At 72.8% G+C, this 24,164-nt stretch carries 23 protein-coding genes and 1 rRNA gene; 6 read left to right on the forward strand and 18 right to left on the reverse strand.

From position 1 onward, the window contains the following. Positions 1-68 precede the first annotated feature (68 nt). Positions 69-1,091 (forward strand): LLM class flavin-dependent oxidoreductase, encoded by a 1,023-nt coding sequence (locus ACIP6W_RS15425; protein ID WP_400430333.1) that lies wholly within the window; start codon positions 69-71, stop codon positions 1,089-1,091. A gap of 426 nt (positions 1,092-1,517) precedes the next feature. Here the strand turns inward: ACIP6W_RS15425 and ACIP6W_RS15430 are convergent, their stop codons facing one another. Continuing rightward, positions 1,518-4,004, reverse strand: a complete 2,487-nt coding sequence (locus tag ACIP6W_RS15430) for a beta-glucosidase (RefSeq protein WP_400430335.1) — start codon at positions 4,002-4,004, stop codon at positions 1,518-1,520. A 141-nt stretch (positions 4,005-4,145) separates the two neighbouring features. Between ACIP6W_RS15430 and ACIP6W_RS15435 the strand changes: the two genes are divergently transcribed. After that, positions 4,146-4,748, forward strand: coding sequence for a TetR/AcrR family transcriptional regulator (locus tag ACIP6W_RS15435; RefSeq protein WP_209685936.1), 603 nt, complete (start codon positions 4,146-4,148; stop codon positions 4,746-4,748). Positions 4,749-4,946: 198 nt separating this feature from the next. After that, positions 4,947-5,813, forward strand: a complete 867-nt coding sequence (locus ACIP6W_RS15440; protein WP_066658693.1) for an NAD(P)-dependent oxidoreductase — start codon at positions 4,947-4,949, stop codon at positions 5,811-5,813. A 23-nt stretch (positions 5,814-5,836) separates the two neighbouring features. On the opposite strand, the gene ACIP6W_RS15445 is transcribed toward ACIP6W_RS15440, so the two are convergent. Beyond that, entirely contained in the window at positions 5,837-7,471 is a 1,635-nt protein-coding gene (locus ACIP6W_RS15445) for a methyltransferase (RefSeq protein WP_400430337.1), read from the reverse strand. Continuing rightward, the gene (locus ACIP6W_RS15450; RefSeq protein WP_066656359.1) at positions 7,468-7,845 is read right to left on the reverse strand and encodes a helix-turn-helix transcriptional regulator; all 378 of its coding nucleotides are present in this window, start codon (positions 7,843-7,845) and stop codon (positions 7,468-7,470) included. Before ACIP6W_RS15450 ends, ACIP6W_RS15445 begins: the two co-directional genes overlap by 4 nt. A gap of 106 nt (positions 7,846-7,951) precedes the next feature. On the opposite strand from ACIP6W_RS15450, the gene ACIP6W_RS15455 reads away from it, so the two are divergent. After that, positions 7,952-9,202 (forward strand): MFS transporter, encoded by a 1,251-nt coding sequence (locus ACIP6W_RS15455; RefSeq protein WP_066656361.1) that lies wholly within the window; start codon positions 7,952-7,954, stop codon positions 9,200-9,202. 13 nt (positions 9,203-9,215) lie between these two features. Here ACIP6W_RS15455 and ACIP6W_RS15460 read toward each other — a convergent pair whose 3' ends face one another. After that, complete coding sequence (locus ACIP6W_RS15460) at positions 9,216-9,683, reverse strand: TIGR02611 family protein (protein WP_235426374.1); 468 nt, start codon at positions 9,681-9,683, stop codon at positions 9,216-9,218. A 262-nt stretch (positions 9,684-9,945) separates the two neighbouring features. Further along, positions 9,946-10,278, reverse strand: coding sequence for a TraR/DksA C4-type zinc finger protein (locus ACIP6W_RS15465; RefSeq protein WP_066656365.1), 333 nt, complete (start codon positions 10,276-10,278; stop codon positions 9,946-9,948). A gap of 56 nt (positions 10,279-10,334) precedes the next feature. On the opposite strand from ACIP6W_RS15465, the gene ACIP6W_RS15470 reads away from it, so the two are divergent. Next, positions 10,335-11,366: an LLM class flavin-dependent oxidoreductase gene (locus ACIP6W_RS15470; RefSeq protein WP_400430339.1), complete on the forward strand. Its 1,032-nt coding sequence runs from the start codon at positions 10,335-10,337 to the stop codon at positions 11,364-11,366. 15 nt (positions 11,367-11,381) lie between these two features. On the opposite strand, the gene ACIP6W_RS15475 is transcribed toward ACIP6W_RS15470, so the two are convergent. After that, the gene (locus ACIP6W_RS15475; protein WP_400430353.1) at positions 11,382-11,861 is read right to left on the reverse strand and encodes an ASCH domain-containing protein; all 480 of its coding nucleotides are present in this window, start codon (positions 11,859-11,861) and stop codon (positions 11,382-11,384) included. Positions 11,862-11,991: 130 nt separating this feature from the next. Here ACIP6W_RS15475 and ACIP6W_RS15480 point away from each other — a divergent pair, with 130 nt between their 5' ends. Next, positions 11,992-12,435 carry a DUF2510 domain-containing protein gene (locus tag ACIP6W_RS15480; RefSeq protein ID WP_066656369.1) on the forward strand — a complete coding sequence of 148 codons (444 nt, stop codon included), beginning with the start codon at positions 11,992-11,994 and terminating at the stop codon, positions 12,433-12,435. 393 nt (positions 12,436-12,828) lie between these two features. On the opposite strand, the gene ACIP6W_RS15485 is transcribed toward ACIP6W_RS15480, so the two are convergent. The 12 genes from ACIP6W_RS15485 to rrf form a co-directional block, all read right to left on the reverse strand. Continuing rightward, positions 12,829-13,821 carry a site-specific tyrosine recombinase XerD gene (locus ACIP6W_RS15485; RefSeq protein WP_209685974.1) on the reverse strand — a complete coding sequence of 331 codons (993 nt, stop codon included), beginning with the start codon at positions 13,819-13,821 and terminating at the stop codon, positions 12,829-12,831. Positions 13,822-13,861: 40 nt separating this feature from the next. Next, positions 13,862-14,461, reverse strand: coding sequence for a DUF1349 domain-containing protein (locus ACIP6W_RS15490; RefSeq protein ID WP_066656372.1), 600 nt, complete (start codon positions 14,459-14,461; stop codon positions 13,862-13,864). Next, entirely contained in the window at positions 14,458-15,072 is a 615-nt protein-coding gene (locus ACIP6W_RS15495; protein ID WP_400430341.1) for an NUDIX domain-containing protein, read from the reverse strand. The genes ACIP6W_RS15490 and ACIP6W_RS15495 overlap by 4 nt, the downstream gene beginning before the upstream one ends. Positions 15,073-15,186: 114 nt before the next feature. After that, the gene (locus tag ACIP6W_RS15500) at positions 15,187-16,908 is read right to left on the reverse strand and encodes a CTP synthase (RefSeq protein ID WP_066656378.1); all 1,722 of its coding nucleotides are present in this window, start codon (positions 16,906-16,908) and stop codon (positions 15,187-15,189) included. 212 nt (positions 16,909-17,120) lie between these two features. After that, positions 17,121-18,815 carry a DNA repair protein RecN gene (gene recN, locus ACIP6W_RS15505; RefSeq protein ID WP_400430343.1) on the reverse strand — a complete coding sequence of 565 codons (1,695 nt, stop codon included), beginning with the start codon at positions 18,813-18,815 and terminating at the stop codon, positions 17,121-17,123. Next, entirely contained in the window at positions 18,812-19,735 is a 924-nt protein-coding gene (locus tag ACIP6W_RS15510) for an NAD kinase (RefSeq protein ID WP_066656388.1), read from the reverse strand. The genes recN and ACIP6W_RS15510 overlap by 4 nt, the downstream gene beginning before the upstream one ends. Further along, positions 19,732-20,577, reverse strand: a complete 846-nt coding sequence (locus ACIP6W_RS15515) for a TlyA family RNA methyltransferase (RefSeq protein WP_235426376.1) — start codon at positions 20,575-20,577, stop codon at positions 19,732-19,734. The genes ACIP6W_RS15510 and ACIP6W_RS15515 overlap by 4 nt, the downstream gene beginning before the upstream one ends. Next, entirely contained in the window at positions 20,564-20,878 is a 315-nt protein-coding gene (locus tag ACIP6W_RS15520) for a hypothetical protein (protein WP_400430345.1), read from the reverse strand. Before ACIP6W_RS15520 ends, ACIP6W_RS15515 begins: the two co-directional genes overlap by 14 nt. A gap of 10 nt (positions 20,879-20,888) precedes the next feature. After that, complete coding sequence (locus ACIP6W_RS15525; RefSeq protein ID WP_066656392.1) at positions 20,889-21,866, reverse strand: HAD-IIA family hydrolase; 978 nt, start codon at positions 21,864-21,866, stop codon at positions 20,889-20,891. Between the two features lie 25 nt (positions 21,867-21,891). After that, entirely contained in the window at positions 21,892-22,632 is a 741-nt protein-coding gene (locus tag ACIP6W_RS15530; RefSeq protein WP_066656394.1) for a hypothetical protein, read from the reverse strand. Continuing rightward, on the reverse strand, positions 22,578-23,714 hold the full coding sequence (locus ACIP6W_RS15535; RefSeq protein WP_400430347.1) for a hypothetical protein: 1,137 nt from the start codon (positions 23,712-23,714) through the stop codon (positions 22,578-22,580). The genes ACIP6W_RS15530 and ACIP6W_RS15535 overlap by 55 nt, the downstream gene beginning before the upstream one ends. Before the next feature lie 360 nt (positions 23,715-24,074). After that, positions 24,075-24,164: ribosomal RNA gene (rrf, locus tag ACIP6W_RS15540) — 5S ribosomal RNA — on the reverse strand; the annotation flags it as partial.

Raw genomic sequence — 24,164 nt, forward strand, 5'->3', positions numbered from 1 at the left:
CCGGAGACGAGCCGCGCCTCCCGTCCGGCGCCCTGTCGGGAATCGATGCGCGCGCATAGACTCAGACCGTGCGCGAACTCGGCTTCCTCTCCTTCGTCCCCAACCACGGCGGCACCGCCGGTGCTGCTGCCGCCCTGGAGGACGGTCTCCGCCTGTTCGAGACGGCCGAGTCGCTCGGGTACGGCACCGGCTGGGTCCGGGGCCGCCACTTCGAGCCCTTCCTGACCAGCCCGATGACGTTCTTCGCGGCGGCCGCCCAGCGCACGAGCACCATCGGTTTCGGCACCGCCGTCCTCGGCATGCGGTACGAGGACCCGATCCGTCTCGCCGAGGACGCCAGCACCGTCGACCTGCTCAGCGACGGTCGGGTGCAGCTCGGCATCAGCACCGGGATCGCCGGGTACGGCCCGATCCTCGACCCGGTGTTCGGCGGGTCGGAACGCAGCTTCCGCGACGAGGCCGAGGTGCGCGCGGCGCGGCTGCTCGAGGTCCTGCAGGGCGAGGCGCTCGGCACCGCGGGGAAGGGCTACGAGAGCATCCCCGCCGGTGCCGACCTGACCCTCCAGCCGCTGTCGCCCGGCCTGCGCGACCGCGTCTGGTGGGGCGGCGGCAGCACGGGCACCGCGGTCCGCACGGCCGAGAAGGGCCTGCTGCTGCACTGCTCGACGCTCAACACCGAGGACACGGGCGCCCCGTTCGCCCAGGCACAGGCGGACCAGCTCACCGCGTACCGCGACCGCTTCGCCGAGCTGCAGGCCGCCGGCGAGCACCCCGGCCGCACGCCGAAGGTGGCGGTCGGTCGGATCGTCGTCCCGCTGCTCGACGACCACGACCGCCGGGTGCACGAGGAGTTCCTCACCGGGTACGCGAGCGGGATGGACGACGAGGGGCGCCCCCTGAGCGGTCCGCCGTTCCGGTTCAGCAGGATCGTGTCGGGCGGTGTGGACGAGATCGTCGACGCCCTGGCAGCCGACCCCGCGGTCCAGGCGACCGACGAGCTGGTGATCACCCTGCCGGCGAACGGCGACGCCGCGGCGCACGAACGCATCCTGCGGGTCGTCGCCGAGGAGATCGCCCCGCGGCTGCCCTGAGCACGACCGCTGACGACAGGCACCCGGCCGGGGCTCGAGTCGGAGTGGTGAGGTCCGACGAGCCCCGGGCCGGATGACCATCTCGTCCCTGATCCGTACGGGATGGTGGCATCACTCTTTCACTTTCTGAAGGATTTGTCATCATCACTTCCCCGGGAACGGGCACATGGCCAGTTGCGCACGACAACCCCTGGTCAGAAGCGGAAAGGTACGCTCTCGTACCTTTGCCCACAGGACGACGAATGCGCCCCCGCGCGGACGCGGGGACGCATTCTGGACGCACCGGGATCGACGGGGTTCCACGGCCGGATCAGGAGGCCGCTTCGCTCACACGACGATCCCTCGGTGGTGCGCGCGCCGACGGTAACCAGCCGACTGGCGCGGATTCATGCTACTGAACGCATCCACGACCGTGCGGAAATCGGCTCACTCCAGTTCGAGGGCCGCGGAACCGGCCAGGTCCGCGACCGAGGCACCGACGTGGAGCTCGAACGTCCCGGGCTCGTAGCGCCAGGCGCCGTCCCAGTGTGCGAACGCCCGGGCCGGAACCTCGATCGACACCTCGGTGGACTCCCCTGCCCCGAGCCGGACGGGCGCGAAGCCGACGAGCCAGCGAACGGGACGGTCGACCGCCGACTCCGTGCGGGAGGCGTAGACCTGCACGACGTGCTTCCCGGCACGGTCGCCCGTGTTCGCCACGGTCGCGGTGACGATCGCGGCGTCACCCTCCGTCACGGTCGGCGACGCGGCCACGCCGTCGATCGTCCAGGTGGTGTAGCCCAGGCCGTGGCCGAAGGGGTAGGCGGGTTCGGTGCCGGCGCGCAGCCAGGCACGGTAGCCCACGTGCACGCCCTCGTCGTAGGCGACCTTGCCGTCGACCGGCGTGACGTCCTGCACCGGGACGTCGGCGAGGGTCGCCGGCCAGGTGGTGGGCAGGCGCCCGCCGGGCTCCGCGGCACCGGTCAGGACGTCGGCGAGCGCGTTGCCGTACTCCTGTCCGCCGAACCAGGTCAGGAGCACCGCGGCGACGTCGTTCCGCCAGGGCATCTCGACCGGCGAACCGGAGTTCACCACGACGACCGTGTTCGGGTTCACGGCGGCGACGGCACGGACCAGCTCGTCCTGGTGGCCCGGCAGCGCGAGCGACGAGCGGTCGTAGCCCTCGGACTCGACCTTGCTGTTCGTCCCGACGACGACGATCGCCACGTCGGCGTCGCGGGCCGTCGCGACCGCGGCCTCGACGAGTGCGGCGGGGTCGGCGTCGCTCGGCTCGGTACCGAACTGGTAGGCGAGCACACCGCCCAGCGCCTCGTCCTGCACGATGTCGTGCTCGATCCGGATCGCGAGCTGCTGCCCGGCCTCGACCGACACCGGCACCGAGCGCGCCGGCGGGTTGAGGAACGCCGCACCGAGCTGGTCCCCCTCGACCGGCACGGTCTCGTCGAGCAGGAGCTCGCCGTCGACCCACATGCGCGAGCGACCGGCGGCACCGATGCCGATCCGCACGGTCCCCGTCGTCTCGGCGGTGTACGTCGTGGTGACGTCGAGTCGGTCGGACTCCCGGATCGGGGCGTCGCCGCCGAACCAGAACAGCGCGGTGGCACGGCGGTCCTCGACGAACAGCTCCTCGCCGTCCTTGACGAACGCCACCCGTGCACCGGGCTCTCCCGTGGCCGGGTTCGTGATGCTGGACAGCGGGAACTCCGCGATGCCCTCCTGCACCACGGCGCCGATGGCGTGGTCGACCGTCGCGCCGGGGAAGGCCGCTCGGATGCCCTCGATGGGCGTGACGACGTGCTCCGGCACCACCGTCGCCGAACCGCCGCCCTGCGTGCGGGCCTGGTCGGCGTTGTGCCCGAGGAGCGCGATCCGCGACACCGCGGACGCGTCGAGCGGCAGGATCCCGGTGTTGCGGACGAGGACGGTGCCCTCGGCCTCGGCCGTCCGCACGAACGCGACGCCGTCCTCGACGTGCACCGGCTGCGCGGCCACGGGCTCGAAGCCCTCGAGCGCGCCGACGCGGGCGGCGAGGGTCAGGATGCGGCGGACCTTGCGGTCGACGGCCTCCATCGGGACCTCGCCCGACTCGACCGCCTGCAGCAGGGGCCCCTCGCTCCACCAGGGGTTCGGCCCGGGCATCGCGACGTCCTGCGACGCCTTCGCCGACTCCACCGAGCGGACGCCGGTCCAGTCGGACACGACGATGCCGTCGAAGCCCCACTCCGAGTTGAGCGGTGTCTCGAGCAGGTCGTTCTCGGACGCGGTGACGCCGTTGATCGCGTTGTAGGACGACATGACCGCCCAGGCGTGCGCCTCGGTCACGGCCTTCTCGAACGCGAGCAGGTACAGCTCACGGAGCGCACGGTCCGACACCTCCGTCGACGCGGTGAACCGGTCGGTCTCGTAGTCGTTCGCGATGTAGTGCTTCGGGGTCGCGGCGACGCCGTTCTCCTGCACGCCGTCGACGTAGGACGCGGCGAGGTCGCCGGTCAGCAGCGGGTCCTCGCTGAACGCCTCGAAGTGGCGACCACCGAGGGGCGAGCGGTGCAGGTTGATCGTCGGGCCGAGGACGACGTCGACGCCCTTCCGGCGGGCCTCGACCGCCGCGGCGGCACCGTAGCGCTTCGCGATCGCGCGGTCCCAGCTCGCCGACAGGGCGGTGGCGGACGGCAGGTTGAGCGACGGGTCGCGCTCGTCCCAGACCTCGCCGCGGACGCCGGACGGACCGTCGGACATCAGGATGCGGCGCAGCCCGATCTTCTCGACCGGCCAGGTCGTCCAGAAGTCGCGCCCGGTCAGCAGCTGGACCTTCTCCGCGGTCGTCAGCTGTCCGACGAGCGCGGCGATGCGCTCGTCCAGCGGCGACGCGGCGGTCGGCCGGGAGGCGCGGGTGGTGTCGTCCACGGTGGTCACGATGGTCGGTCCCTTCGTTGTGCGACGCAGGCGACGGGGCATGACCTCCGCGCGCCATCGTCGGCGGCTGCGGGCAGCGTAGCACCCAAAACCTATCGGAAGTAGGTTTGTTGGGTCTCGAACCCGCTGTACGCTCGCGCCATGGCACGACGGGGTTCGTACGCGAAGGGGATCGCGAAGCGCGAGGAGATCCTCACGGTCGCGCTCGACCTCGTCGCGCAGCAGGGGTTCCGGCGCACGAGCATCAAGGACATCGCCGACGCGGTCGGGCTCACCCAGGCCGGGCTGCTGCACTACTTCGACTCGAAGGACGACCTCTGGGTGGAGATCCTCCGTCGCCGCGACGAGGTCGACCTGGCGCACGACTGGGGCACCGCGGCCGAGGACCCCGGTGCGTTCCTCGCGGCGATTGTCCGGCACAACACCGAGGTCCCGGGCCTCGTGCAGATGTTCGTCAACCTGTCGGCGGCCGCCGCGACCGACGACGAGCACCCCGCGCACGAGTACTTCCGCGAGCGCTACGAGCGTAGCCGGAGCGACTTCGCCCGGGACTTCCGCACCATGCAGCAGGACGGCCGGCTCCGCTCCGACGTGGACACCGAGCAGCTGGCGAGCGTGCTCCTGGCGATCTCCGACGGCATGCAGATCCAGTGGCTGTACGACCCGTCGCGGGACATGGCCGACCACGTCGAGCTCGTCGCACGGCTCGCGGTCGCGCAGTCCGTCACGCCCGCCCCGGCCTGACGCCGGCACCCCGGCCCGCCGCGCTCCCGCCGCGCTCGACCGCTCCGGCCCCGGGCCGCGTCGGCCGCATCGCCTGCGTCGCCTGCACCGCCTGCGCCGCCCGGACAGGTACCGCCAGTGCCTGGTCCCCGCTCGGGCGCGCACGGCAGGATGGGGTCCGGCCGACCAGGCCGTCCGACGACGATGTGGAGTGACGCGATGACGCGTGTTGTGGTGACCGGAGGCAGCGGGAAGCTCGGACGGGCGGTCGTCCGCGACCTCGACGAGCACGGGTACGACGTGGTCCTGCTCGACCGGGTGCCCTCCCCCGACAAGCCGGAGCGGGTGCCCTTCGTCCGCATCGACCTGAGCGACTACGGCCAGGTGCTCGGGGCGCTCACGGGCATCGACGACCGCTACGACCGCGTCGACGCCGTGGTGCACCTCGCCGCCGTACCGGCCCCCGGACAGGTGCCCGACGTCGCTCTCATCACGAACAACGTGACCGCGTCGATCAACGTCTTCCACGCCGCCCGTGTCGCCCGGATCAAGAACGTCGTGTGGGCGTCGAGCGAGACCCTGCTCGGCATCCCGATGGGCGAGCACCACCCGCCGTACCTGCCCGTCGACGAGGAGTTCGCGGTCCGCCCGCAGTCCTCGTACTCGCTCGGCAAGGCGGTCGAGGAGGAGATGGCCCGCCACTTCACCCGCTGGGACCCGGAGCTCAAGATGATTGGGCTGCGCTTCTCGAACGTCATGGACGAGACCGACTACCCGTCGTTCCCGTGGGACGCCTCCCCCGAGGCGAAGACCTTCAACCTGTGGTCGTACATCGACTCGCGCGACGGGGCGCAGGCCGTGCGGCGGTCGCTCGAGGCCGAGCTCACCGGGTTCGAGGCGTTCGTCATCGCGAGCCCCGACACCGTGATGGACACCCCGACGATCGAGCTCGTGGAGCGCTTCGTGCCGGACATCGAGCGCCGTGCGGACATCGACGGCACGAGCTCCCTGCTCTCGAGCGAGAAGGCCCGCGAGCTCCTCGGCTACGCCCCCGAGCACACCTGGCGGAACCACCGCTCGCGCTGACCGGAGGGAGGCGCGGGGCGGCCTCAGGACGTCGGCGCGAGCAGCAGGCCGTCCAGCACCAGGTCGCGCACGCGCGGCAGCAGGTCTGCCGCGAGCGCGTCCTCGTCGACGCCGGTGATCTGCGCGATGGCCCCGACGATCGCCGCGACCGACAACTCCCCGTCGCAGGCACCCACGAACGCGGCGAGCGCCGTGTCCGCGTCCACCCGACGGCCGAACCCACCGCCCTGCACGAGCGTGATCACGGTCGGGTCGTCGTTCCCGGGCCAGTAGTGCCGCTCCTCGGTCACGTCACCGGCGACCCGCAGGTGTGCGGCGGCGAGCGCCTCGTCGTCGTGCACCTCGAGCCACCCGGTGGCGTCGAGCACCCGTGCGACCGTCGCGCCGAGCCCCACGGGGTTGGAACCGAGCGCCTCGGGGACCCGCTCGGCGCGGCGGAGGCGAGCCGTACCTCCCGGCCGACCGATCTCCGTTGCCGACGCCGACGCACGCCGGACGACCACGTACCCGAAACCGACCCCGGTGACCCGCCGGGTCGCGAAGTCGTCGAGCCAGGCGTCCACGAGCCGGTCGAACCCGTCCGTGCCGGGCTTCGTGCCGCCGTCGCGGATCCAGGTCTCGGCGTAGGCGGGCGGGTCCTCGCGCTCCCGCTCGACGACCCACAGGTCGAGGTCCTCGGCGTCCGCGAACCACGAGCGCACCCGGTCGAGCCCGTCGACGCCCCAGCGGTACTCCCAGTTGCCGAGCAGCTGCGCGGTCCCGCCGGGTGCGAGGTGGTCGGCGAGCCCGCGGAGCACGGTCTCGACGAGCGCGTCGCCGACCATGCCGCCGTCGCGGTACTCGTAGGACGGCACGTCGTCGCGACGCGGGGTGATGACGAACGGCGGGTTCGACACGATCCGGTCGAACCGCTCGCCCGCCACCGGCTCGTACAGCGACCCGAGCCGGAACTCGATGCCGTCGATGCCGTTGAGCGCCGCGTTGAACCGGGCGATGTCGAGCGCACGGCGGGAGATGTCCGTGGCGACGACCTCGTCGGCGAAGCGACGGGCGTGCATGGCCTGGATCCCGCACCCGGTCCCGAGGTCGAGCACCCGACGGACCGGCACCGGGACCTGGAGCCCGGAGAGCGTGGTGGTCGCGCCGCCGATGCCGAGCACGTGCTCCTCGCCCAGTGCCGTGCCGAGCGCGAGCTCCCCGAGGTCGGAGACGATCCACCAGCTGCCGGCGCCGAGGTCGTCGACGAAGGCGTAGGGCCGCAGGTCGACGGTCGGGTGGACCAGGACGTGGTCCGCGTCGGGAGCACCGGCGTCGTCCGTGTCGTCGTCGATCCGGAGCAGACCGGCCGCGAGCACCGCGTCGAGCCCGGCCGTCGGGAACGCCCGCTCGGCATCGCTCCGGTCGACCGGCAGGCCGAGCACGAACAGCGTCGCGAGCGTGGTCAGCGGCGTGGAGTCCCGCGCGGCGAGCGCCCGCAGCGCGGCGACCCGGGAACCGCGGTGCAGCGATGCGGCGGCCTCGGTGCCCCAGAGTGCGTCGATGCGGTCGACGGTGAAGCCCACGGCGTCGAGGTCGGCGGCGAGCGCCGTCGTCACCGCGGGGACGGTCGTGATCGTCGGGAGCTCGTGGGCGATCGGACCGCGGGGCCGGCCGGTCACGCGGGGACCTCCTCGCGCATGACGGTCGCGGGGACCTGCCACGCGGCCACCAGGTCGAGGAGCCCGGGGAAGCGCTGCTGCACGTCCTCGACCCGGACCCGGCTCGACCGCGTCAGTCCCTCCTGGTGCTGCTCGAGCAGGCCGGCCTCGCGCAGGACGCGGAAGTGGTGCGTCAGCGTCGACTTCGGTCGGTCGACCCCGACCCACCCGCAGCTGCGGACGCCGCCGGCGGCGTCGACCAGGTAGCGGTGCAGGATCGTCAGCCGGATCGGGTCGCTCAGTGCGTCGAGCACGACGGGCAGGTCCATCTCGGCGACGGTCGGCTGCGGCAGGCGTTCTGGGGCGACGACGGAGTCCACGGGCGCGGCGGGCATGCGACGACGGTAGCACCGCGCTGGCAGTAGTACGACTTGCGTCGTACTGGTGCACTGCTGTACGAATGCTGTCGTACAGCAGTCGATCCGGCCGGAAGGTGCCACCATGCAGTCAGCACGCGGAGTCGCGGGGTTCTGGATCCTCGCCGCCATGCTCTTCGTGGCGATGGCCTCGTCCTCGGTCCCGTCGCCGATCTACCCCGTCTACGCCGCCGAGTGGGACCTCACGCCGCTCATGCTCACGGGGGTGTTCGCGATCTACGTCGCCGGACTCCTCGTCACCATGCTCGTCGCCGGTCGGCTGTCCGACCACGTCGGCCGGAAGCCCGTGCTCGTCGCCGGCGGACTGCTGCTCGTCGTGTCGCTCGTGCTGTTCACCGGCGCCGACGGGTTCACGGCCCTCGTGGTCGACCGGATCGTGCAGGGCGTCGCGGTCGGGCTGCTCATCGGCGCCCTCGGTGCAGCGCTCATCGACAACTCGCTCGAGCGCTTCCCCTCGCTCGCGGGCGTGCTGAACGGTGCCGTCCCACCCTTCGCCCTGGCGACCGGCGCGGTGTCGAGCGGCGCCCTCGTGGAGTGGGGCCCGGCACCGGAGCAGCTCGTCTACGTGCTCTTCGGTGCGCTCCTGCTGCTGCTCGTCGCCGCCCTGGTCGTCGTGCCCGAGCGGGTCACGCGCCGACCGGGTGCACTCCGCTCCCTCCGCCCGACCGTGTCCGTCCCGCGGGCGTCGCGGGCGCTCTTCCGCGGCGTCGCCGGGGCGCTCGTCGCCAGCTGGGCACTGGGCGGGCTGTTCCTGTCGCTCGTGCCGTCGGCCCTCGGCGCGGTGTTCGGCATCCACGACCACTTCGCAGCCGGGGCTCTCATCGCCGTCGTCACCGGCGTCGGCGGACTCACCGGTCTCGCCATCCAGCGCCTCGACACACGTCGGAGCCTGTTCCTCGGGCTCGTCGCGCTCATCGTCGGCCCGGTCGTCACCGTGACGTTCGTGTTCGCGCACTCGCTGCCCGGGCTCGTCGTCGGCAGCGCGATCGCGGGCGTCGGCTTCGGCGCGGGCTTCCAGGCACCCCTGCGGATGCTGCTCGCCACCGCGGCGCCGACGCACCGCGCCGGACTCCTGTCGTCGGTCTACATCGTCAGCTACCTGGCGTTCGGCGTACCCGCCGTCGTCGCGGGACTCGTCGAACCGGCGTTCGGCTTCGTGCCGGTGCTCGCCGGCTACGGCGCCTTCATCGTCCTCGCCGCGGCGATCGCCCTCGTGCTGCAGCTCGCGTCACGCAGCGCGGCCGGGGTCGAGGAGCGCGCCGCCGAGGCCGTCGAGCGCACCGCGACCGGTTCCGTCCGGACCGTCGCCGAGTAGCGCTGCGCGAGGGCTAGTGCCCGGCCCGCGCCCGGTTCGGTCGCTGTGCGCGGACCCCGGTGCTGCGGTGTGCGTCGGCGTGCGCCGCGTCGACGTCGGCCTTGCCGCGGTCGGCCGCCCTCCGCAGCCACTGCGGTCCGTGCGCCTTCGCCCAGTCCCAGAAGCGGTGGAGCTGCGCGCGCAGCCACGTGATGATGCGGTGGAAGAAGTGGAACTCGCTCGCCAGGATCGTCAGGCCGATGAAGACCACGAGCCACCCCGGACCGGGCAGCGGCACGAGGATGAGCCCGATCACCACGACGAGTCCGCCGACGATCCCGACGAGCACCTTGTAGAACAGGTGCCACCCCGGCCGCGCGTGGATCCAGGCGCGCATCCGACGGAACCACCGGAAGCGGTGGTGCCGGTCGTCGGCGTCGGTCTCGGGAGCCGTGGTGTCGGCACGCACGACCGCGTCGGGTCGCTCGTGGGTGTCGTCCATGGCGGCAACCTAGGGCGCGCGGCTGGGAAACGGCGGCGCAACCGGTCCACGCCACGTGAGCAGTGGGACGGGCGGACACCGCGCCTCCCGGCCGTCACGGGCCTCGGCCCACCGGAGCCCTCGTTCCGTCGAGACGCCGCGGTCTCGTCGCGACGGCGTCGGATGCAACGGCGTTCTGCGCGCCCCGCGGCGTCTCGCGCAGTCGGGGCCGTGTCGCGCCGGCCGCAGCCCCGTCAGCGGGCCCCGTCGGCCTGGAGGCTCGTCACGCGTGAGCGACGCACGTCGCAGCCCACGGGACCGCGGCGAGACGGGCCTCCGGGATCGGTTCGCCGCCGACGGCGCACCGCCCGTAGGTGCCGGCGTCGAGCCGCGCGAGCGCGGCGTCGACCAGGCGGATGCGTTCCCGGGCGTCGTCGCGCACCGCACCGAGCGACCCGCGCTCCCAGGCGAGGGTCGCACCCTCGGGGTCGTGCTCGTCGTCCGCGTTGGCGTCCAGGCGCGCGTCGCTGACGTCCCGCATGCTGCGCTCGACGTCGGCGAGCAGCCGCTCGTTGCGCCGCCGTTCGTCGGCGAGCGCGGTGCGGGGGTCGTCCATGCCGACGACCGTAGTCGCGTCGGAATGCGGCCGCAGCAGCATGCGTTCGCATCGGCATGACGAAGATCGGGTTCCTGTCCTTCGGGCACTGGCGCGACGTGCCGGGCTCGCGTGTGCGCAGCGGCCGCGAGGCCCTCGTGCAGGCGATCGACCTCGCCGTCGCGGCCGAGGAAGCGGGCGTCGACGGCGCGTACTTCCGCGTGCACCACTTCGCTCCGCAGCAGGCGGCGCCGTTCCCCCTGCTCTCGGCGATCGCCGCCCGGACCAGCCGCATCGAGATCGGCACCGGCGTGATCGACATGCGCTACGAGAACCCGCTCTACATGGCCGAGGAAGCCGCGGCCACCGACCTCATCTCGGGAGGCCGACTGCAGCTCGGTGTCTCGCGGGGGTCACCCGAGACCGCCCTCGCCGGGTACCAGCAGTTCGGCTACGTGCCCGAGGCGCACGACACCAACGGCGGCGACATGGCGCGCTCCCACACCGACGTGTTCCGTCGTGCGATCGCCGGCGAGCCGATGGCACACGCGAACCCGCAGATGACCGGGTCGGCCGGGTCGCTGTCGGTGTCCCCGCTGTCGGACTCGCTGCCCGACCGGATCTGGTGGGGTGCCGGGACCCGCGCGACCGCCGAGTGGACGGCCGAGCAGGGCATGAACCTCATGTCGTCGACCCTGCTCACCGAGGACACCGGCGTGCCGTTCGACCAGCTGCAGGCCGAGCAGATCGAGCGATTCCGGACGACGTGGCGCGAGATGGGCTGGGAGCGGACGCCCCGGGTCTCGGTGTCGCGCAGCATCATCCCGATCACCGACGACGAGTCGCGGCACTACTTCGGCGTGCGGGCACAGGTCGAGGGGCAGGACCAGGTCGGGCACCTCGACGGCGGGCTCGCCCGCTTCGGTCGGTCCTACATCGGGGAGCCGGAGCAGCTCGTGGCCGAACTCGCCGCCGACGCCGCGGTCCGGGCTGCCGACACCGTGCTCGTCACCGTGCCGAACCAGCTCGGCGTGGACTTCAACGCCCGGCTGCTCGCAGCGACGAAGGCCGTCATGGACGAGGTCGACGCCGCGACCGTCCCCGCGTAGGTCGGGTCGTCCGGCTCACGCCCCCGCGGGCGCTTCCGGCCAGAGCAGGCGGAAGCGCTCGCACAGCACCGGCATGTCCGGTTCGTACCCGCGCGGGTTCTCGGAGTGCTCACGCCAGTAGCGCTCGTGCACCGCACGCCAGTGCGCGAGGGTGCGGTCCCCCTCGCCCTCGGCGCGGGCGTGCTCCTCGCCGACCTGGTCGAACGGGACGACCCGCAGGTCCGTCGTCTCGATCACGGCCCGGGGGTCACCCCTCCCGTCGAGGATGACGCTGAGCTCGCCGACCTCGGGCAGCGGGTCGCCCGTCGCCTCGTAGTCCCACATCGACGACGCCGTGCCGTCCTTGATCCCGCGGAGCACCAGGTCGAGCAGTCCGTCGGCGTGGTCCGGCGTCGCGCCGAACGCCCACGCCTCCGGAACGGCCTCGGGCAGCTCCGGTGCTTCGTCGCGGCGGGCGGCCCAGAAGCCGGACAGGGTCTCGACGTCGGCGGTGATCACCGCACGACCGTAGCGCAGGTGCGGCCGGTCCCCCTTGTTGCCGACACCCGCTGTGGGACTGTGGCCGTGCCTCCCGGCTGCGTAGCGTCGAGGTGCACCATCCACCGCACCCCGCGAGGAGCACCCCGTGACGCTGCCGGCCGCCGGCTGGTTCCCGGACCCCCAGGACGCCCACCGCCTCCGGTGGTGGGACGGCCACGCGTGGGGCGGGGCGACGCGGGTGCTCCCGGCACGGCAGGAGCCCGTCGCACCGGTCGTCGTCGCACCGGTCGGGCCGTCGTTCTCCGTCGAGGGTGCAGCGGTGCGCACCGGGTCGTGGGCGTCCGGCGGGTCCGTGCAGCGGGTCGGGGCGGCGGCGCTCGTGGCGGTCCTGCTCGCGGTCGTGTCGATCGTCTGGAACCCGGTCGGCATCGCGAGCACGCTGGCCGTCGTCACGGGCGTCCTCGCGATCGTGCGTCCCGGCGCGACCGGCGGCTGGCGGGCGCTGTGGCGGAGCGCCGCGGCGAGCGCCCTCGTGGTCGCGGTCGCCACGGGCGTGGTCGCTGCGTCCGCGCAGTTCCACCTGTTCTGAGCGCTGCGGGCGCAGCGCTACCGCCGCGCCCGCGGCGCTCGCGCGCTCGGCGCTCGGCGCTCGGCGCGCCGCACTACGGGAAGCACGTCGCGCCAGGGTTCTCCATGGCGCGACGTGCTTCCGGTTGTGCTCGAGCACGTCGCGCCGCACGTCACCCCGACCCTGCCTGCGGCCCTGCCCGCCCGGCCGCCCGGCCGGGCGGCCGGGCGGCCGGGCGCAGCGCTACCGCCGCGCCCGCGGCGCTCGGCGCGCCGCACCACGGGAAACACGTCGCGCCAGGGTTCTCCATGGCGCGACGTGCTTCCGGTTGTGCCCGAGCACGTCGCGCCGCACGTCACCCCGACCCCGCCTCCGGCCCCGCCCGGCCGGCCCCGGCCCCGCCCGGGCGCAGCGCTACCGCCGCGCCCGCGGGTGCGCCGTCTGGTAGACGTCGCGCAGCATGTCGGCCGTGACGAGCGTGTAGATCTGCGTCGTCGCGACGCTCGCGTGCCCGAGCAGCTCCTGCACGACGCGCACGTCCGCGCCGCCCTCGAGCAGGTGCGTCGCGAACGAGTGCCGGAACGTGTGCGGAGACACGTGCGCCGCCAGTCCGGCCCGCTCCGCCGCCGCCTGGATCACGAGCCAGGCGCTCTGCCGCGACAGCCGTGCGCCACGGGCGCCGAGGAACAGCGCCGGGGTCGACGGCCCACGCGCCGCGAACACCGGCCGGGCCCGGACGAGGTAGGCGTCGACCGCGGCCCGCGCGAAGCTGCCGAGCGGCACGATGCGCTGCTTGTTCCCCTTGCCGGTGACCTTCACGACCGCGAGCCCGTCGCCCTCGTCGTCCTCGGGGTCGGACAGCGTCGCGACGTCGTCCACCGACAACCCGACCGCCTCGGAGATGCGCGCGCCCGTGGCGTAGAGCAGCTCGAGGAGCGCCCGGTCCCGCAGCTGCACGGGGTCGTCGTCCGCCGAACCCGCGGCGCCGAGCAGTCGCTCCATGTCGTGCACCGAGATCGCCTTCGGCAGCCGTGACGGCGCCTTCGGTGGCCGGACGGCCGTGGCGGGGTCGAGCGGCAGCCAGCCCTCGGCGGCCGCGAACGCGGTGAAGGACCGCACCGAGCTGAGCATCCGGGCGACCGACCGGGGCGCGAGCGGTTGCTCCGGTCGCGAGGTCAGGTGCGTGACGAACCCGGCGACGTCCGCGCGGGCGAGGCGTGCGACGTCCGTCAGCGCCTCCGCTCCCCCAGCCCGGTCCGCGCCCGCGGAGTCGACCGCCGGCGTCGAGGCGAGCCACTCCGTGAACACCGCCAGGTCCCGCCGGTAGGCCGCCACCGTGTGCTGCGACAGTCCCCGCTCGACGGCGACGTGCCGCAGGTAGGTGTCGGTGGCACGGTCGAGGGGGATCACCCGACAAAACTAGTGCGGGACCGCCCTGCGGAGGTCGTCAGTGCAGCCCGGCGTCCGGCTCGCCGAAGCGGCAGGCGGTGAAGGTCACCGTGAGCCCGGCCCGGGTGGGTGCGGCGCAGAACAGGCCGGCCGACACGACGGCGTCCGGGTCGAGGTGCGCGACCCGCACCAGCCGAGGCTCCTCGCCGTCGGCCCAGGCCCGGATCGTCACGGCGTCACCGGAGCGGCTCGCGCGCACCGTCACGACCCGCCCGGTCCAGGACGGCACGGGCGCGACGGACCAGTCGGACGTCCCGTGCGTCACGACGGCCCCGACCTGCGGCAGCCCGTCGGAGAACTCCACGCCCGCCTTCACCCACTCCTGCTCGTCGACCCGCAGGAACACCCCGGCCTGGTCGAACTGCTCCGCGAAGTCGAGGACGAACGAGACCTCCACGGCGAACGCGCCGTCGGTGGGTCGGAGGAGCGCGTGCTCCGAGTCGTGGACGAACCCGTACGAGGTCGTCCGCCAGGCATCGCTGCCCTCCTCCGCGGTCACGAGCAGGGCGGCGCGGTCGACGACGGGTTCGACGGCGACGGGCTCGTGCGTCCAGAGCCCGTCCCGCAGCAGGGCACCGAGCCCGCTGTCGGCCGTCACGCCGTCGCGCCCCGCTCGACCGCGCCCCGCTCGACCGCGCCGCGCTCGATCGCATCGACCGCGAGGGTGGCGACGACGAGCGCCGAGTTCTGCAGGCGGCCCGCGAGGATCCCCTCGACGAGCTCCGCCCGCGGCACCCATCGGGTCACGATGTCCGCCTCCTCGGCCTCACGCTCGAACGCGGACGCCGTCGCACGGACCCCACGGGCCCGGTAGACCTGGATGAACTCGTCGCTGCCGCCCGACGAGGTGTTGTACCGGACGAGGGGCTCCCAGTGGTCCGCCTCGAGGTCGGCCTCTTCCCCGAGCTCCCGCTGCGCGGCGGTGAGGTGGTCCTCGCCCTCGTGGTCGAGGAGCCCGGCCGGCAGCTCCCAGTCGCGCAGCTGCACGGGGTGGCGGTACTGCTGGATGACGAGCACGCGGCCCTCGTCGTCCTCCGCGAAGACGGCGACGGCGCCCGTGTGGTCGATGTACTCGCGGACCATGTCGTGCCCGTCGTAGTCGACGTGGTCACGGCGGACGTCCCAGACGGCACCCTCGTACACGACGGTGGAGTCGGTGACCTCGTACGAGGCGTGTTCGTCGGCGATCGGTGCGTCAGCGGCAGTCACCAGCCCATCCTGGCACGCGGCTCCGTCAGCCCTCCCCGGGACGGACGGGAGGCGCGGTGCCAGCTGGCACCGCGCCTCCCGTCAGCGACAACGCGCGTTGAGCGACAGCGCGCGTTACGCGACGACCTCCGCCGACTCCTCGGCCGGGTCGAACAGGCTGGACGCCTCGTGGCGCGCGATCGCCGCGTCCACCAGCCCGGCGAACAGCGGGTGCGCGTTCGTCGGACGCGAGCGCAGCTCCGGGTGTGCCTGCGTGGCGATGTAGAACGGGTGCACGTCGCGCGGCAGCTCGACGTACTCGACCAGGGTGCCGTCGGGCGAGGTGCCCGAGAACACCAGGCCGGCGTCCGCGATCTGCTGACGGTAGGTGTTGTTCACCTCGTAGCGGTGACGGTGGCGCTCCGAGGCCTCGGACGCACCGTAGAGCTCGGCCGCGAGCGACCCGTCGGTGAAGTGCGCCGGGTACAGGCCGAGGCGCATCGTGCCGCCCATGTCGCCACCGGCGATGATGTCGACCTGCTCCGCCATGGTCGCGATGACCGGCGTCGAGGTCTCCGGGTCGAACTCGGTGCTCGACGCGTCGGTCAGGCCGGCCTCGTGGCGGGCGTACTCGATGACCATGCACTGCAGGCCGAGGCACAGGCCGAGCGTCGGGATGCCCTGCTCACGCGCGAACCTGAGCGCGCCGAGCTTGCCCTCGATGCCGCGGACTCCGAAGCCGCCGGGGACGCAGATGCCGTCGACGTCACCGAGCTGCTTCGCGGCGCCCTCGGGCGTCGTGCAGTCGTCGGACACGACCCACTTCAGCGTGACCTTGGCGTTGTGGGCGAAGCCACCGGCGCGCAGGGCCTCGGTGACCGACAGGTAGGCGTCCGGCAGGTCGATGTACTTGCCGACCAGCGCGATCGTGACGTGCTTCTTCGGCTCGTGCACCGCGTCGAGGACCGGGTTCCACGCGGACCAGTCGACGTCGTGCGCGTCGAGCTTCAGCGCGTCGATGATGACCTGGTCGAGACCCTGGTCGTGCAGCAGCGTCGGCAGGTCGTAGATCGAGGGGACGTCGACGGCGTTCACCACGGCGTCCTCGTCCACGTCGCACATGAGGGCGATCTTGCGCTTGTTCGACTCCGACACCGGGCGGTCCGAGCGGAGCACGAGGGCGTCCGGCTGGATGCCGATCGAGCGGAGCGCGGCGACGGAGTGCTGCGTCGGCTTGGTCTTCTGCTCGCCCGAGGCGCTCATGAACGGCACGAGCGACACGTGCACGAAGAACACGTTGTTGCGGCCGAGCTCGTGGCGGACCTGGCGGGCGGACTCGATGAACGGCTGGGACTCGATGTCACCGACCGTGCCGCCGACCTCGGTGATGATGACGTCGGGCTGCGGGTCGTTCTCGGCCTGCTCGCGCATCCGACGCTTGATCTCGTCGGTGATGTGCGGGATGACCTGGACGGTGTCGCCGAGGTACTCGCCGCGACGCTCCTTGGCGATCACGCTGGAGTACACCTGACCGGTCGTGACGTTCGCGGCCTGCGACAGGTTGATGTCGAGGAAGCGCTCGTAGTGCCCGATGTCGAGGTCCGTCTCGGCACCGTCGTCGGTCACGAAGACCTCGCCGTGCTGGAACGGGTTCATCGTGCCCGGGTCCACGTTGAGGTACGGGTCGAGCTTCTGCATGACGACCTTGAGGCCGCGCGCCGTGAGCAGGTTGCCGAGGCTGGCCGCCGTCAGGCCCTTGCCGAGGGACGAGACGACCCCGCCGGTCACGAAGATCTGCTTCGTGACCTTCGGGGTCGAGGTCGAAGAATTGGTTCCGCCGCTGAGAGTGTCCGCCACGGGGTTCCATCGTACGTCAGAACTGCCGGGAGGCGCGACCCGCGTTCGCCGCGGGCGTTGCGCCCGCCGACCGGTCACCCCCGCCGTCCCCGCAGGACGCAACGTCGGCGACTGTGCGCAGCGCTGTACCGCTGCGACGAGCCGCCTTCGTTGCGTGTTGCGGACGCGAGCGGAGGGACGGGGCGGGGCGTGCCTCCAGGCCGGAACGTTGCCTAGGCGCGCTGGCCGGCGACGTCGAGGAGCTCGCGCGCGTGCTCGATGCCGCTCGCGCTGTCGCCCAGGCCGGAGAGCAGGCGGGCCATCTCCTGGAGCCGGTCCTCGCCCTCGAGCCGGCGCACGCTCGACGAGGTCACGGCGCCGCTGGCGTCCTTGACGACGCTGAGGTGGTTGTTCGCGAACGCGGCGACCTGCGCCAGGTGCGTGACGACGATGACCTGCGTCCGCTCGGCGAGCTTCGCGAGCCGCCGACCGATCTCGATCGCCGCGGCTCCGCCGACGCCGGCGTCCACCTCGTCGAACACGAAGGTCGGGACGGTCGTACTGCCGGCCATGACGACCTCGATCGCGAGCATCACGCGCGAGAGCTCGCCGCCGGACGCGCCCTTGCCGATCGGGCGGGGGTCGGTGCCGGAGTGCGGCTGGAGCAGGATCGCGACCTGGTCGCGCCCGTGCCGGCGGTACTCGCCGCCGTCGGTGACCTCGACCACCAGGGTCGCGCCGGCCATCGCCAGCGTCCGGAGTTCCGCGGTGACCCGCTTCGCGAGGTCGCCCGCGGCCTTCGTGCGGGCCGCGGTCAGCGCGGCGGCCGTCTGCGCGAGGGCCTGCTCGTCCTGCTCGACGCTCTGCTGCAGCGCGACGATGCGGTCGTCGTCACCGTCCAGCTCCAGCAACCGGTCGCTCGCCCGCTGGCCGTACGCGATCACGTCGTCGACCGTCTCGCCGTACTTGCGCGTCAGGTTCGCCAGGAGTGCCCGGCGTTCGTTGACGAGCTCGAGGTCGTGCCCGGCGTCCGGCTCCAACGAGCCGAGGTAGCTGGACAGTCCGGCGGATGCGTCCGAGGCCTGGATCCCGAGTTCGGTCAGCTGCTCGAGCACGGGCTGCAGGGCCGGGTCGGACCCGGCGACGCGCTCGACGGCCCGGCGTGCCGCCTCGACCAGTCCGACGACGTCGGCGACCCCGTCGAGGGACTCGCTGGACAGTGCCTCGTGGGCGGTGCCGGCGGCCAGGCGGAGCTCCTCGAGGTTGCCGAGGCGTTCGGCGCGTTCGGCGAGCTCGACGTCCTCGCCGGGCTGCGGGTCGACCGACTCGATCTCGTCCGACGCGGCGCGGATGCGTTCGGCCTCGGCGACGCGGTCGTCGCGGTCCCGCACGAGCGTCTCCAGCTCGCCGGCGTGCGCTTGCCAGGTGTCGTAGGCGGCGACGTAGGCACCGAGTGCCCGCTGCACGGCCCTGCCGCCGAAGCCGTCGAGGGCGGCGCGCTGCGCCGAGGCCGACGTCAGGCGGATCTGGTCCGACTGCCCGTGCACGGTCACCAGCTGGTCGGCGAGCTCGCCGAGCACCGCGACCGGGGCACTGCGGCCACCGACCGTCGCACGGCTGCGGCCCTCCGCCGAGACCGTGCGGGTCAGGATGAGCTCGCCGTCCTCGACGGTCCCGCCCGCGTCCTCGACACGCTCCGCGACGGCGGCGTGGTCCGGGACGTGCCAACGCCCCTCGACCACCGCGCTGGAGGCGCCGCGGCGCACGGAGCCGGCATCCGCCCGGGCACCGAGCAGCAGCCCGAGCGCCGTGACGATCATGGTCTTGCCCGCACCGGTCTCGCCGGTGACGACGGTGAAGCCGGGTCCGAGCTCGAGCGTGGTCTCGCCGATGACGCCGAGGTCGGAGATGACGATCTCCTCGATCATGCGTCGTCCTCGGTCGCCGGACCGCGCCAACCCGCGACGGGCAACTGGAACTTGGCGACCAGCCGGTCGGTGAACGGAGCGTCCTTCAGCCGGGCGACCCGGACGGGGTCGGGCGATCGACGGACCTCGACCCGGGCACCCGGCGGCAGGTCGTGGGTGCGACGGCCGTCGCACCACAGGACACCGACGCCGCTCGTGCGCCGGAGTACCTCGATCGCGAGGGTGCAGTCCGGCCCGACGACGATCGGACGCGAGAACAGGGCGTGCGCGCTGAGCGGCACCATGAGCAGGGCGTCGACGTCCGGCCAGACGATCGGGCCGCCGCCGGAGAACGAGTAGGCCGTGGACCCGGTCGGGGTGGCGACGACGACGCCGTCGCAGCCGAAGGACGACAGCGGCCGACCGTCCACCTCGGTGACGACCTCGAGCATGCGCTCGCGGGAGGCCTTCTCGATCGTCGCCTCGTTCAGCGCCCACGAGGAGTAGACGACCTCGTGCCCGACGACCACGTCGACCTGGAGCGTCACACGCTCCTCGACCTTGTAGTCGCCGACCAGGGCACGCTCGACCGTGGCCCGCAGCCCGTCGCGCTCGCTCTCGGCCAGGAAGCCGACGTGTCCGAGGTTCACGCCCACGATCGGGGCGCGCGTCCCCCGCACGAGTTCGGCGGCACGGAGGATCGTGCCGTCCCCGCCGAGGACGATGACGATCTCGAGGGCGTCGGCCTGCACGTCGACACCCAGGATGTCGACCTGGCCGACCGAGGCCTCGGCCCGTCGGACGTCGGCGTACTCGTCGAACGGCATCACCGGGGTGAGTCCGGCGGCGTGCAGCAGGTCGCAGACCTCGACGGCGGCGTCGATGGAGTCCTGTCGGCCCGTGTGGGAGACCAGCAGGATGTGCCGGTCGTCGTCGCTCATGCAGCCCCTTCGGTGAGTTCGGTGGCCCGACCGATCCACGCTGTCGGGTTCCCCCATCCTGCCGGATGACCCCCGACACCACGCTGGAAGTGCGCGAGGTACTCGTGGTTGCCGTGCGTGCCGACGATCGGCGATGCGGTCAGCCCGACCGTCCCGAGGCCCGCGTCCCACGCCGACCAGAGCACGTTCATGAGCGCGTCGTTCCGCAGGGCGGGGTCGCGCACGATGCCCTCGCGCACACCACCACGGCCGACCTCGAACTGCGGCTTCACGAGCAGCACGAAGTCGTCCGCGGGCACGGCGGCCGCCAGCACGGGCAGGACGATACGCAGGGAGATGAAGGACAGGTCTCCGACGACCAGGCTCGTGCGGGGCGCTGCGTCGTCGAGCGCCGCGTAGGTGTCCGGCGTGAGGTCACGGGCGTTGCACCCCTCGACCACACGCACCCGCTCGTCGATGGCGACCACCGGGTCGAGCTGACCGTGCCCGACGTCGAGGGCGACGACGCGGGCGGCTCCGTGGTGGAGCAGCACCTGCGTGAATCCTCCGGTACTGGCGCCCACGTCGAGCACGACGCGCCCGCTCGGGTCGACGTCGAAGGCTTCGAGGGCACGGACGAGCTTCCGCGCCGCACGCGACACCCACTCGTCCTCGGTGTCGACGACGAGCTCGGCGTCCGGCGCGACCGGGGCCGACGGCTTCACGACCGCCGTGCCCCCGACCGTCACTCGGCCGGCCTGGACCAGCTTCGCCGCGGCGGTCCGCGACCTGACCAGCCCGCGGGCGGCGAGCAGTGCGTCCAACCGGACCGGGCGGGCCTCGTCGTGCTCAGGCACCGGCACCGCCGTCTCCTCGTCCGCTCCCCCACACCTGCGTGGCGCCGGCAGCGCGACCCGAGCTGTGCCCCTGCGGTGCCTGGCCGCTCTCGAGGCGGGTGCGCAGGTCGTCGTGCAGCGCGGCGAAGGCGTCGGCGCGCTCGGGCAGGGGCAGTGCCTCGGCAGCCGCGGTGCGCTCAGCGAAGCCGTCCGGCTGCTGCGCGGGCTGTCGGTGCTCGCCCTGCTGCTGCTGCTCGCCCTGCTCCTGCTCGGGCGGTTGCTGCTGCTCGCCCGGCTCCTGCTCGGACGGCTGCTGCGGGTGGGGCACGTGGGTCACGCTACTCGCCGCCGTACAGCTTCGGGTCGACGTCGAGGCCGTAGATCGCCAGTCCGGACTCCCAGATCAGCGCTGCCCCGGCGCGGAGCAGGTCGATCGGCGTCCCGCTGTCGAGCACCCGGACGACGTGCCCGTGCATCGCGACCGTGGCGCCGCCGACCGTGACGTACCGGGTGCCGTCCGGGTCCTGCCGTCGCACCGTGACCGGGTACGGCTCGGACAGCCCACGGAGGTCCTGCAGGACGTACGTCGGACGCGAGCGCTGGTCGGCCGCGAGCACCTGCTTCGCCTGGTCGATGCCCGTCAGCACGAGCACGCTCGGGATGCCGGCGTCGTTCGCGCCCTTGATGTCCGTGTCGAGCCGGTCGCCGATGAACAGCGGGTGCTCGCCGCCGAAGCGGGCGATCGCGGCGTCGAAGATCGGTCGCTCCGGCTTGCCCGCCACCACCGGCATCCGCCCGACGGCCTGGTGCACCGCGGACACGAGCGTGCCGTTGCCGGGCGCGATGCCACGCTCGACCGGGATCGACCAGTCCATGTTCGTCGCCACCCACGGCACGTCCGGATCGGCGAGGGCGAAGGACGCCTCGGCCAGGTGCGTCCACCCGAGGTCCGGCGAGAAGCCCTGGATGACCGCTGCCGGAGCGTCGTCGGCGCTCGTGGTCACCGTGAAGCCCGCCTCCTCGACGATGCTCGTCAGCCCGAGGCCGCCGGTGACCAGCACGGTGGACCCGGCCGGCACCAGCGTCTCGAGCAGCCGCACGCCCGCCTGCGACGAGGTCACGACGTCGTCGGCGGTCACCTCGAGGCCGTAGCCCTCCAGGTGCTCCGCGACGTCGGACGGCCGACGAGAGGCGTTGTTCGTGATGTAGCCGACCCGAGCCGTCAGCGACGCCCGTGTCAGGGCCTCGACAGCGTGCGGGATCGCGTTGCGTCCGCGGTACACGACACCGTCGAGGTCGGTGAGGACGACGTCCACACCGTCCGTCGGCGGCCTCGGGACGTCAGTCGGCTGCGGAGCCGTCGACGTCGCGGGGGTTGTCGTCGTCGATCTCGCCGAGGTCGTCGTCGGGGTCGACGTCGTCGCCGAGCTGGTCGGTGTCGTCGAGCGCTCCGGTCCCGTGCTCGTCACCGGCGACGGACTCGTCACCGACGACGGCGTCGTGCTCGTCGTGTCCTTCGACTTCTTCCTCGACCACATCGACAGTCTCCCATGCGTTCTCGTCGGCGATCTCGGCCAGGGCGGCGGCAGCCCGGTCGACCCGCGCCCACCACTCGTCGGCCTCGTCCTGGCGGCCGAGCTCCTCGAGCGTGGCCGCGTAAGCACTGTAGAGGGCCGGCGACCAGCTGTACGCCGTGGTCGGGTCGAGCTGCGGGATCTCGAGCTCGCCGAGCGCGGCCGTCGGGTTGCCCAGGTCGATCCGGGCGCCGGACATCGCGATCGCGAGCTCCACCTGCACCGCCGTGTCCAGCGCGGCGCGGTCGACCGACCGGCCGAGCTCGAGCGCCCGCTCCGGACGTCCGAGACCCCGCTCGCAGTCGACCATCATCGGCAGCTGGTCGTTCTTGCCGGAGATGCGACGGTAGGTGCGCAGCTCACGGAGCGCCGTGGCGAAGTCGCCCGTCCGGTACGCGGTGATCGCCGCGGTCTCGCGGACGACCGCCACACGGCCGGCCCGACGCGCAGCGCTCAGGGCGTGGAGGTTGGCCGTCTCCGGGTCCTCGTCGACGAGCAGCGCCGCCATGACGAGGTGCTTCGCGACCCACTCGGCGTTGTCCTTGCTGAGCGTCTTGAGCTCGGCGCGGGCAGCCGGGTCGAGGTCCCGCGGCGAGACGCTCTCGTCGATCTCGGGGTCCTCGTGCCGCGGACGGACGGAACGCGTGCCGTACGGGTCACGGTCCTCCCAGTCGTCACGGGCAGCCTCGCCGAAGCGTGCGCCGGCATGACGGGAGCCGTCGCCGAACCGAGGGCGGTCGCCCCGGTCGTCCTCGCGGCGCGGGCGGTCGTCGGCACCGCGGAACGGACGACGCTCACCACCGTCGCGCTGCGGACGACGATCATCGCCACCACGGAACGGACGGCGGTCATCACCGTCACGCTGCGGACGACGGTCATCACCGTCACGCTGCGGACGACGGTCATCACCGTCACGCTGCGGACGACGATCGTCGCCACCACGGAACGGACGACGCTCGCCACCGTCACGCTGCGGACGACGGTCATCGCCACCACGGAACGGACGACGGTCATCACCGTCACGCTGCGGACGGCGATCGTCGCCACCACGGAACGGACGACGCTCGCCACCGTCACGCTGCGGACGACGGTCGTCGCCACCACGGAACGGACGACGCTCGCCACCGTCACGCTGCGGACGACGGTCATCGCCGCCACGGAACGGACGACGGTCGTCGCCACCGTCACGCTGCGGCCGACGGTCGTCGCCACCACGGAAGGGCGCACGGTCATCGCGACCACGGAAAGGACGATCACCATCACGCTGCGGACGACGGTCGCCACCGTCACGCTGCGGACGACGGTCGTCGCCACCACGGAAGGGCGCACGGTCATCGCGACCACGGAAAGGACGATCACCATCACGCTGCGGACGACGGTCGTCGCCGCCACGGAACGGACGGCGGTCACCATCACGGCCCGGGCGGTCAGCGCCTCGAGGACCGTCACCGCGGGGCGGACGCCCCGTACCGTCGCGGTCACCCTGCCGAGCCGGCCGACGGCCACCGTCACCGAACGACCGGTCGCCCTCGCGGAAGCCCCGACGGTCGTCACGACCACTCCGGCCGGCGTCGCGGGCTGGACGGTCACCGTCCCGTCGCAAACGATCCCCCTCGCGACGCTCGAAGTCGCGCGGCCCGGACGACCAGCGGCTGCCTTCGCGCCGCTCCCCGCGATCCCGGTCGTTGCGCTGCTGCTCGTCGTCGTTCGCCACCGTTGCTCCTCATCGCGTGCCCGTGCTCGAATGCGCCGGGCGGTCGTCCGCTGTGTCGTTGTGGGGGGGGTGCCGCACGGTCGTCCGTGCTCGCTGCTGGGCCCAGTCCATCACGAACCGGACCGCGAGTCGAGCGACCTACGGCGGAAACAAATGTGGCCACCGGCCTCCACGAGAACGAGGGTCTCCCCTACGAGTTCTCGATGGAGGGCCGATGGCCACATCACTTACGTTGAGTCCGGCGGCGTCCTACTCTCCCACAAGGTCCCCCTTGCAGTACCATCGGCGCTGAGAGGCTTAGCTTCCGGGTTCGGAATGTGACCGGG

This window comes from Curtobacterium sp. NPDC088465 (assembly GCF_044753165.1).
Classification (GTDB): domain Bacteria; phylum Actinomycetota; class Actinomycetes; order Actinomycetales; family Microbacteriaceae; genus Curtobacterium.

Coding starts and splice junctions, on each gene's coding strand:
- ACIP6W_RS15435 (WP_209685936.1), top strand. CDS start 4,146: ATGGCACGACGGGGTTCGTACGCGAAGGGGATCGCGAAGCGCGAGGAG.
- ACIP6W_RS15440 (WP_066658693.1), top strand. CDS start 4,947: ATGACGCGTGTTGTGGTGACCGGAGGCAGCGGGAAGCTCGGACGGGCG.
- ACIP6W_RS15450 (WP_066656359.1), bottom strand. CDS start 7,845: ATGCCCGCCGCGCCCGTGGACTCCGTCGTCGCCCCAGAACGCCTGCCG.
- ACIP6W_RS15455 (WP_066656361.1), top strand. CDS start 7,952: ATGCAGTCAGCACGCGGAGTCGCGGGGTTCTGGATCCTCGCCGCCATG.
- ACIP6W_RS15460 (WP_235426374.1), bottom strand. CDS start 9,683: ATGGACGACACCCACGAGCGACCCGACGCGGTCGTGCGTGCCGACACC.
- ACIP6W_RS15465 (WP_066656365.1), bottom strand. CDS start 10,278: ATGGACGACCCCCGCACCGCGCTCGCCGACGAACGGCGGCGCAACGAG.
- ACIP6W_RS15470 (WP_400430339.1), top strand. CDS start 10,335: ATGACGAAGATCGGGTTCCTGTCCTTCGGGCACTGGCGCGACGTGCCG.
- recN (WP_400430343.1), bottom strand. CDS start 18,815: ATGATCGAGGAGATCGTCATCTCCGACCTCGGCGTCATCGGCGAGACC.
- ACIP6W_RS15510 (WP_066656388.1), bottom strand. CDS start 19,735: ATGAGCGACGACGACCGGCACATCCTGCTGGTCTCCCACACGGGCCGA.
- ACIP6W_RS15530 (WP_066656394.1), bottom strand. CDS start 22,632: ATGGCGGCGCTGCTCGTCGACGAGGACCCGGAGACGGCCAACCTCCAC.